The sequence below is a fragment of the uncultured Plantibacter sp. genome (assembly GCF_963518075.1).
GTDB classification, from domain to species: Bacteria; Actinomycetota; Actinomycetes; order Actinomycetales; family Microbacteriaceae; genus Plantibacter; species Plantibacter flavus_A.
In genome coordinates, this window is the sequence record NZ_CAUQHZ010000001.1 from 774,228 (window position 1) to 781,252 (window position 7,025).

Consider the following 7,025-nt stretch of genomic DNA (forward strand, 5'->3'; position numbering starts at 1 on the left):
GAGCCCGTCGAAGGGCGATTTTGAGAATCAGTATCAATAGGCGTAGCGTTAGCCTTCTCACCCCGATCGAGAAGGTTCATCAATGCGCGCTCGCACCCTGCTCCCAGCCTTGGCCGTCCTCCCGGCAGCCGCCCTCGTCCTCGCGGGCTGCTCCGGCAGCAGTGCGTCGAGCGCGGCCGACGACGGCAAGATCAACATCGTCGCCTCGACGAACGTGTACGGCGACATCGCTTCGAAGATCGGCGGCAAGGACGTCGAGGTGACCTCGCTCATCTCCTCGGCCGCCCAGGACCCGCACTCCTACGAGGCGAGCACGCAGGATCAGCTCGCCATCAAGAACGCCGACCTCGTCATCGAAAACGGCGGCGGCTACGACCCGTTCATCGACACACTCCTCGACGCGGCCAAGAACGAGTCCGTCGAGGTCGTGAACGTCGTCGACCTGTCGGGCCTCGCCCCGGACGACGACCACGCCGACGAGCAGCACACGGATGAGGCGCACGCCGAGGACGACGGTCACGACCACATCGAGGGCTTCAACGAACACGTCTGGTACAGCCTCCCGACGATGGCGAAGCTCGCCGACGAGCTGGCCAAGGAGCTCGGCGAACTCGACAGCGCGAACGCGACCACGTACACCGCGAACGCGAAGGCCTTCACCGAGTCCCTCGGCACGATCGAGACGGCCCAGGCCGCGATCAAGACGGCACACGACGGCGAGGGCGTCGCCATCACCGAGCCCGTGCCGCTCTACCTGCTCGAGGGCGCCGGACTCGTGAACCGCACCCCGGAGGCGTTCAGCGAGGCGATCGAGGAGGGCACCGACGTGTCACCGACCGTCCTCAAGGAGACGCTCGACCTCTTCGGCGGCGGAACGGTCGTGCTGCTTGCCTACAATGAGCAGACGAGTGGCGGCGAGACCGAACAGGTCAAGACCGCCGCGGAGAACGCAGGCGTACCGGTGCTGTCATTCACCGAGACCCTCCCGGACGGCAAGGACTACCTCTCGTGGATGACCGAGAACGTCGACGCCGTGGCGGACGCCCTGGATCGATGACCAGCGGTCCGACCGACGACTCAGGCCCCGTCGACGTCCTCGCGCTCGCCGGGGCCGAGCTCGGTTTCGGCGGACGCACGCTCTGGGACGGTCTCGACCTCTCGGTGCGCCCGGGGGAGTTCCTCGCGGTGCTCGGCCCGAACGGCTCCGGCAAGACGAGTCTGCTGCGCACCATCCTCGGGCAGCAGCAGCTCGACCGCGGGACCATCAGGGTCGCCGGAGGCCCGGTGCACCGGGGTGACCGCCGCATCGGCTACATCCCGCAGCAGAAGCTCATTCCGGCCGGCACGCCGATGCGCGGTCGCGATCTCGTCGCCCTCGGCGTCGACGGCCACCGCTTCGGACTCCCCATCCGCACCGCGGCGACGAAGCGTCGGGTCGACGAGCTGATCGCCTCCGTCGGCGCGACCGCCTACGCCGACGGCGCCGTGGGCACCCTGTCCGGCGGTGAGCAGCAGCGGCTGCGCGTCGCCCAGGCGCTCGCGGACGACCCGATCCTCCTCCTCTGCGACGAACCGCTGCTCAGCCTCGACCTCCAGCATCAGCGCGGGGTCAGCGAGCTCATCGACCGTCGTCGGCGCGAGCACGACACCGCGGTGGTCTTCGTCACCCACGACGTGAACCCGGTGCTCCCCATGGTCGACCGCATCCTGTACCTCGCGGGCGGCCGATTCCGGGAGGGCACCCCCGACGAGGTGCTCCGCAGCGAGGTGCTGTCTGAGCTCTACGGCACGCCCGTCGACGTACTCCGCAGCCATGGCCGGGTCGTCGTGGTCGGCATCCCCGACAGCGAGACCCACCACCATCACCACGACGATCCGCACACCGGTGCGGTGGGGGTCGGCGCATGAGTACCGACGACCTCTGGGGACGCCTGTTCAACTTCCAGGACTACGGCGCGCTGCTCGAACTCGTGCAGAACTCGATCATCGCCGGCGCGGTCCTGGGCATCGTCGGCGGCCTCATCGGCGTGTTCGTCATGCAGCGCGACATGGCGTTCGCGGTGCACGGGATCAGCGAGCTGTCCTTCGCCGGCGCTGCCGGTGCGCTGCTGTTCGGGGCCAACGTCGTCGTCGGGTCCCTCGCGGGGTCCCTCGTCGCCGCGATCCTCATCGGCCTGCTCGGCTCGAAAGCGCGCGACCGCAACTCGATCATCGGGGTGCTCATGCCGTTCGGCCTCGGCCTCGGCATCCTGTTCCTCGCGCTCTATCCGGGCCGGAGTGCCAACAAGTTCGGACTCCTCACCGGGCAGATCGTCTCGGTCGACGACCCGCAGCTCGGCCTGCTCATCGTCATCAGCATCGTCGTGCTGGTAGCGCTCCTCCTCCTCTGGCGGCCCCTCAGCTTCGACAGCCTCGACCCGGACGTCGCCGCGGCGCGCGGGGTGCCGAGTCGGTTCGTCTCGCTCGCCTTCATGGTGCTGCTCGGACTCACGGTCGCGGTGTCGGTGCAGATCATCGGCGCGTTGCTCGTCCTCGCGCTGCTCGTGACGCCCGCGGCAGCGGCGCTCCGGGTGTCGTCGTCGCCCGTCCTCGTCCCGGTGCTGAGCATGCTCTTCGGCTTCGTCTCGGCGGTCGGCGGCATCCTGCTCGCCATCGGTGGCTCGCTCCCGATCAGCCCCTACATCACGACGATCTCCTTCCTCATCTACCTCGTCTGCCGCATCGTCGGGCCGCGCACTGCGTCCGGGCGACGCGGTCGTCGGGCGCCCGTCGGCGAGTCGCGGCACGCCCAGGTCGCGCGGTGACCGTGAACCGTGCGCCGCGTCCGCGTGGAGCTGCTTCGGAGCGTCCTCCGAGCGGTTCCCGGGTACCCTTGAAGCGACAGGCAGGAGCACCCGTGGCGAAGCGCAACACCTGGCAGCGAGAAGCTGTCCGCGAAGCCCTCGGCGGCAACGACGGATTCGTCAGCGCCCAGGGACTGCACGCCGAACTCCGCGACACCGGTTCGCCGATCGGGCTCGCGACCGTGTATCGAGCCCTCTCCGACCTCGCGGTCGAGGGCGAAGCGGACTCCCTGCAGTCGCCGGAGGGCGAGAACCTCTACCGTGCCTGCACGCCTGGCACCCACCATCACCACCTCATCTGCCGCAACTGTGGTCTCACGATCGAGATCGAGGCCGACGAGGTGGAAGCCTGGGCGCGGTCGGTCGCGTCGCAGCACGGATTCACCGAGGCGAAGCACGTCGTCGACGTCTTCGGGCTCTGCGAGAACTGCTCGGCGGCGGCCCAGCGCGCGTGAGGCCGGAGTGAGCAGGACGACCGGCACCCTCGGGGTCGACGACGACTGGACCGCGCCCGACGACGACGGCGCGGAGCACTGGGGTCGCACGGAAGGGCGTGATCCACGGAACCTGCGGACACCGCTCCTGATCGGCGGCGCATTGCTCGTGGTGGTCGGGCTCTTCGTGCTCCGGGCGCTCATGCCGCTCGGTGAGGTGCTCACCCCGCCCACCGCGGTGCGCGACTTCGTGACCCTGACGCTCAGCGTGGTGGTGGAGTCGCTGCCGTTCGTGGTGCTCGGCATCGTGCTGTCGATCCTCGTGCAGATCTGGCTCCCCGACGGCTGGCTCGAGCGGTGGTTGCCGACGCAGCCGATCCTCCGCCGCGCCTGCATCTCGCTGCTCGGCATGTTCCTGCCGGTCTGCGAGTGCGGCAACGTCCCGCTCGCCCGCGGCCTCATCGTGCGCGGGTTCACGGTGCCGGAGTCGATCACCTTCCTGCTCGCGGCGCCGATCCTCAACCCCATCGTCATCGTCACGACGCATCAGGCCTTCGGCTGGGACGGCGGGATCCTCGTCGCCCGGCTCGTCGGCGGGTTCCTGCTCGCGAACCTCATCGGGTGGCTCTTCAGCAAGCACCCCGACCCCAGCTCGCTGCTCACGCCGACCTTCCAAGCCAGCTGCGAGGTGACCGAGCAGCACGGGCACGAGCACTCGAAGCTGGAGCGCAGCCTGCAGCAGTTCGTCGCCGAAGCGCGCGCGATCATGCCGGCGCTGCTCATCGGTTCGGCCGTGGCCGGCGCCGTGCAGGTCCTCGTCCCACGCGAGGTGCTCGTCACCCTCGGCGCGAACCCGGTCTGGTCGGTGCTCGCGATGATGACGCTCGCCGTGATCGTCTCGATCTGCTCGAACGTCGACGCCTTCTTCGTGCTGTCCTTCGGCTCGACGTTCATGCCCGGCTCGATCGTCGCCTTCCTCGTCCTCGGCCCCGTCGTCGACGTCAAGATGCTCGCGCTCATGCGCACCACCTACACGACCAGGACCCTCGTGATCATCACCGCGGTCGCCGTGCTGTTCTCGGCGGCCCTCGGATTCGGAGTGAACGCCCTTGCCTGATCAGAACGCCACCCACGGACACGCGCACGCAGAGACGTCGACGGTCGGCGATCGTCGCGTGCCCCTGCTCGAACGCCTCCGGCAGCGGTGGTGGGGCGTGCTCCTGCTCGTCACCGCCGCCGTGTGCATCCTCTGGCTCGCGCTCACCGATCGCCTCGGGCTCTACATCCACCCGCGCTACTTCGTGTTCACCGTCATCATGGCGCTCATCGCGGTCGCGCTCGGCATCGTCAGCGTCCTCGTCCATGTGGACGTCGATGAGGTGCCGAAGCGTCGCGGGCGGACGGTGCTGCAGCTCGCCTCGGTCGTGGGCAGTCTCGCGGTCGTCGGGGCGATGGTGGTGCTCCCGCCGTCGACGCTCTCGGTCGCGACGGCCGACCAGCGCGCGGTGAACTCCGGCACGCTCGCGGGTGAGGTCCAGGGGCAGGACGCCCAGACGGTACTGACCTCGAACCCGGACTTCAGCACCTTCGGCATCAAGGATTGGGCGACACTGTTGCGCCAGACGACGCGGCCCGCCGACCTCGAGGGACGCGCCTTCTCCGGGGTCGGCTTCGTGATCGCCGATCCGGACGCGGCCGACGTCTTCTACGTCTCGCGGTTCGTGGTGAACTGCTGCGCCGTGGACGCCCAGCCGGTCGGTGTGCCCGTGCAGCTCGACGGTTGGGAGCAACAGCTCAAGCCCGGCGACTGGGTCGAGGTCTCGGGTGCGCTCACCGCGAGCGACGCCTCGCATCTGCCGTTGGTGGTCGGGACGGCGAAGGTCGACAAGGTCGAGGAGCCGGCGGACCCGTATGACTACTGATCGCCGGGATGCTGCGCGAGGCCGATCGACGCAGGCCGCCGGCGACCGGAGCGGTTTCGGCCGACTGGTCGCTATCGTGCTGATCGCGCTCGTCGTCATCGGCGGCGGCGCGGCCGTCGTGGGCTTGACCCAGGGGCCGAAGCTCGTCCGCACGGTGGTCGACCCGACCGGACTCGTGGAGTCCTGGGGCCAGCGTGTGGTCCTGGCGGTGAACCAACCGATCGCCGATCTCGGGTCGGACCGGGTGCGGATCGAGCCGGCAGCCGACTTCGACGTCAGTACCGGGGCCGGCGGCATCACGCTGGTGTTCCCCGAGCCGCTCGCCTATGCGACGGACTACCGGATCACGGTCGACGGGGTCACCGCGCCGGGTGGCGGACCGGCTGCCACGCTCACGACGTCGTTCTCGACGCCGCCCGTCGAGGGGTTCTCGCTCGTGAGGAGTCCGGTCGAGGACGGCGGCTCGGCGGCGACGAAGGCGGACGACCGGATCGTGCGGCTCTCGATCGGCGGTGGTGAACCCGAGACCGCGTACGAAGCCGCGAAGATCCAGGAGTTCGCGACGATCGGCGACTCCCTGATCGTCGTGGAGCAGGAGACGAGCGGGCTCGGTCGCATCGTGGTGGTGGACACGACCGACGGGAGTACCCAGGAGGTGGCCCTCCCGATGGGCGGGATGATCACCTCATTGCAGACCGCTCCGGCGCAGAGTCGGGTGGGGTTCCTGTTCACCGAACAGTCGTTCGGCCGCGATGGGGGCGACAACCTCACGCTGTACTCGTTCGAGCTGCGGCAGGGGAAACCCACGGAGGCCGCCCGGGTCGGCGGGATCGACGGGGCTGCGGTCCAGGCGGCGGAGTGGTCGTTCGTGCCCCGGACCTCCTCGATGCTCGTCCGCACGGTGGACAACTCGCTCGAGCTGCTCGATCCTGCTGCGACGACCGATCCGGTGCTGCTCGGCCGGGCCTCACTCATCTCGAGCTACATCCCGGGCACCACCAAGGTCGTCATCGAGCAGGTCGACGGTGTGGTCGTGCTCGATCTCGCGACGGGGAAGAGCGAACCGTTCGTCCTGCCCTCGGTGGCACCCACCGAGATCCCCGGACAACTCGTCGCACTGTCCGAGTCCCTGTCGGCCAGGATCTACGCCGACTACGACCGCGCCGCCGGAACCACGGAGCAGCGGGTACTGGCGATCAAGGACGGCGCGACCGCCGAGCTCTATCGACCTGACGCGGGTGCCGTCATCTGGTCGCTGTGCGCGAGCCCGAACGCGGAGTACGTCGCGGTCGTCGTCATCCCCGACTTCGCGAAGGCCGGATTCGACGGGTACGCCAACGCCCCGATGCCGAACGGTCCCGAGATCGAGGTGGTCGACGCCCGCACCGGCAAGGTGGTCGGGACGCAGGCCGGCTTCGACCTGTCCTGGTGTGCCGGCACTGGTGTCGCGCAGTGACCCCGCGCCGCGCCGTTCACGGCCGCCTCGGCGAAAACCGCGTGTTTCCGGGCGACACGCCCGGGATGCAAACGGAATTTGCCACGATCCCGAGACACACGTAGAGTAATCACTCGTCACCCCAAAGGTGCGGGAAGCGGAAGAGCTTCTCGGCCTCAAGCGGGGACAATCCCCAGCCAAAAGCGAGAACATTTCGATGTTACCGCTTCAAGTCTCGGTTGGATGACTTCCTCCTGGTGTCACTCGTGCTCAGCATGACTCTGTTCGCAGAGCGGCTGAAACGCCGAGTTGACAACAAGCCGGGAAGATGTAAGATAGAGAAGTTGCCCTGCAGGGCGGTCGTGATGGCCAAAGGCAGGAGCATCCGATC

At 68.7% G+C, this 7,025-nt stretch carries 7 protein-coding genes; all 7 read left to right on the plus strand.

Going from position 1 to position 7,025, the window contains the following annotated elements; all coding sequences use genetic code 11:
* Window positions 1-82 precede the first annotated feature (82 nt).
* The gene (locus tag RWN05_RS03715; protein WP_314138574.1) at window positions 83-1,057 is read left to right on the plus strand and encodes a metal ABC transporter solute-binding protein, Zn/Mn family; all 975 of its coding nucleotides are present in this window, start codon (window positions 83-85) and stop codon (window positions 1,055-1,057) included.
* On the plus strand, window positions 1,054-1,908 hold the full coding sequence (locus RWN05_RS03720; RefSeq protein ID WP_064296038.1) for a metal ABC transporter ATP-binding protein: 855 nt from the start codon (window positions 1,054-1,056) through the stop codon (window positions 1,906-1,908). Before RWN05_RS03715 ends, RWN05_RS03720 begins: the two co-directional genes overlap by 4 nt.
* Window positions 1,905-2,804 carry a metal ABC transporter permease gene (locus RWN05_RS03725; RefSeq protein ID WP_314138576.1) on the plus strand — a complete coding sequence of 300 codons (900 nt, stop codon included), beginning with the start codon at window positions 1,905-1,907 and terminating at the stop codon, window positions 2,802-2,804. Before RWN05_RS03720 ends, RWN05_RS03725 begins: the two co-directional genes overlap by 4 nt.
* Before the next feature lie 92 nt (window positions 2,805-2,896).
* Window positions 2,897-3,298 carry a Fur family transcriptional regulator gene (locus RWN05_RS03730; RefSeq protein ID WP_064296039.1) on the plus strand — a complete coding sequence of 134 codons (402 nt, stop codon included), beginning with the start codon at window positions 2,897-2,899 and terminating at the stop codon, window positions 3,296-3,298.
* Between the two features lie 7 nt (window positions 3,299-3,305).
* A complete protein-coding gene (locus RWN05_RS03735; protein WP_399542863.1) occupies window positions 3,306-4,394 on the plus strand; it encodes a permease in 1,089 nt (362 codons plus the stop codon).
* On the plus strand, window positions 4,387-5,199 hold the full coding sequence (locus RWN05_RS03740; protein ID WP_231884380.1) for a TIGR03943 family putative permease subunit: 813 nt from the start codon (window positions 4,387-4,389) through the stop codon (window positions 5,197-5,199). The genes RWN05_RS03735 and RWN05_RS03740 overlap by 8 nt, the downstream gene beginning before the upstream one ends.
* Window positions 5,189-6,655, plus strand: a complete 1,467-nt coding sequence (locus RWN05_RS03745; protein WP_314138577.1) for a hypothetical protein — start codon at window positions 5,189-5,191, stop codon at window positions 6,653-6,655. Before RWN05_RS03740 ends, RWN05_RS03745 begins: the two co-directional genes overlap by 11 nt.
* Window positions 6,656-7,025: the final 370 nt, after the last annotated feature.

Coding starts and splice junctions, on each gene's coding strand:
- RWN05_RS03715 (WP_314138574.1), top strand. CDS start 83: ATGCGCGCTCGCACCCTGCTCCCAGCCTTGGCCGTCCTCCCGGCAGCC.
- RWN05_RS03720 (WP_064296038.1), top strand. CDS start 1,054: ATGACCAGCGGTCCGACCGACGACTCAGGCCCCGTCGACGTCCTCGCG.
- RWN05_RS03725 (WP_314138576.1), top strand. CDS start 1,905: ATGAGTACCGACGACCTCTGGGGACGCCTGTTCAACTTCCAGGACTAC.
- RWN05_RS03745 (WP_314138577.1), top strand. CDS start 5,189: ATGACTACTGATCGCCGGGATGCTGCGCGAGGCCGATCGACGCAGGCC.